General features: G+C 71.1%; 2 protein-coding genes. Both read left to right on the top strand.

Going from position 1 to position 1849, the window contains the following annotated elements; all coding sequences use genetic code 11:
- The first annotated feature begins 59 nt into the window (after nt 1–59).
- Nucleotides 60–335, top strand: a complete 276-nt coding sequence (locus D180_RS19255) for a DUF3649 domain-containing protein (RefSeq protein ID WP_043091375.1) — start codon at nt 60–62, stop codon at nt 333–335.
- Nucleotides 332–1849, top strand: a 1518-nt coding sequence (locus D180_RS19250; protein WP_017914057.1) for a PepSY-associated TM helix domain-containing protein, incomplete at its 3' end; no start/stop codon positions are given. The genes D180_RS19255 and D180_RS19250, both read left to right, overlap by 4 nt.

Raw genomic sequence — 1849 nt, 5'->3', positions numbered from 1 at the left:
ATCCAGTTCCGCCAGCGCCGCCGCGCCTCTCCACGCCGCCCACCGCCGCCTCGCGCGGGCTGCCGCCCTGGCTGGGCGTGCTGGCGCGGACCGTGGCCGCGATCGTCGGCGGCTATGCGCTGGCCGCGGCCACGTCCGTGCTGCTGCCATTGCTCTGGCCATCGGTGCGTGCGCAGGCGGTGTTGAGCGGCATGATGCTGGGCATCCTGGTCTGCGCCTGCACCGCGCTGTGGGCGTTCGCCGCGCGCAGCGCCGGGCGCGCCTGGCTGGGCATCGCCGCGCTGCTGGCGCCGATGGCGCTGACCATCGCCTGGCTGCAGCAGCACGCGCCATGAAGCAGGGATTCCGCCAATCGATGGCCTGGCTGCACACCTGGAGCGGCCTGCTGGTGTCGTGGGTGCTGCTGCTGATCTTCATGGCCGGCACCGCCAGCTATTTCCGCAACGAGATCAGTCGGTGGATGCGTCCGGAACTGCCACGTGCGCAGCCGAGCACCGACGTGGTCGCCGCCCGCGCGGTGGCGCTGCTGCAGCGCGAGGCGCCACGGTCGCCGCAGTGGTTCGTGTCGCTGGCCAACCCGCGCGCGCCGTTCACCGACCTGTTCTGGCGCAATCCGCCGCCGGCCGAAGGCACCCGCCCGAGCCGCAAGGAACTGTTCGGCAACGCCCTGCTCGACCCGGTCAGCGGCGAGGCCAGCCAGACCCGCGAGACCCGCGGCGGCGACTTCTTCTACCGCCTGCACTTCGACCTGCACTACATCCCGGCGCTGTGGGCGCGCTACATCGTCTGCTTCTGCGCGATGTTCATGCTGGTGGCGATCATCAGCGGCGTGATCACCCACAAGAAGATCTTCAAGGACTTCTTCACCTTCCGCCCGGCCAAGGGCCAGCGCTCGTGGCTGGACTTCCACAATGCCAGCGCGGTGCTCGCCCTGCCCTACCACGCGATGATCACCTACACCGGGCTGGTCACGCTGATGCTGATGTACCTGCCCTGGGGCATCCAGACCGCCTATCCGGACGCCGAGCAGGCGTTCTACGCCGAGGCCTTCCAGGAACCGCAGAACCTGCGCGAGGCCAGCGGCACGCCGGGGCACATGCTGCCGATCGCGCAACTGCTGGACGTGGCCCGCCGCGAATGGGGCGCGCAGGCGCCGATCGCCGGCTTCACCGTGTACAACGCCGGCGACGCCGCCGCGGCGATCCAGATCCGCCAGGGCGACGGCCAGCGGTTGGGCTACAGCACACCGTCGCTGCTGCTGGACGCGGCAAGCGGGCAGATCCTCGGCCGCAGCGGCGAACTCGGCGCCGCCGCGGAAACCCGCAGCACCCTGTACGGCCTGCATCTGGCGCACTTCGCCGGTCCCTGGCTGCGCTGGCTGTTCTTCGGCTGCGGCCTGCTCGGCTGCCTGATGGTGGCCAGCGGCGCGATCCTGTGGGCGGTCAAGGAGCGGCCCAAGCACGCCAAGGCCGGCCGCATCGGCCTGGGCCTGCGCCTGGTCGACGCGCTCAACATCGGCACCGTGGCCGGGCTGCCGATCGCCTTCGCCGCCTATTTCTGGGGCAACCGGCTGCTGCCGCTGCACCTGGAATCGCGCCCGGAAAACGAAGCGGCGGTGTTCTTCCTGGCCTGGGCCGCGGCCCTGGTCGCCGCGAAGGTATGGCCGAAGCGCGCGATGTGGGCCTGGCAACTGTACGCGGGCGCGGCACTGTTCGGCCTGCTGCCGCTGCTCAACGCCGTCACCACCGATGCGCACCTGGGGGTGAGCCTGCTGGCCGGCGACTGGGCGCTGGCCGGATTCGACCTAGTCTGCCTGTTCCTCGGTATCGCGCTGGCGCTGGCCGCGCGG

The organism is Xanthomonas sp. SHU 166 (assembly GCF_000364685.1).
GTDB classification, from domain to species: Bacteria; Pseudomonadota; Gammaproteobacteria; order Xanthomonadales; family Xanthomonadaceae; genus Xanthomonas_A; species Xanthomonas_A sontii.
This window is presented reverse-complemented; position numbering and strand designations above follow the sequence as displayed.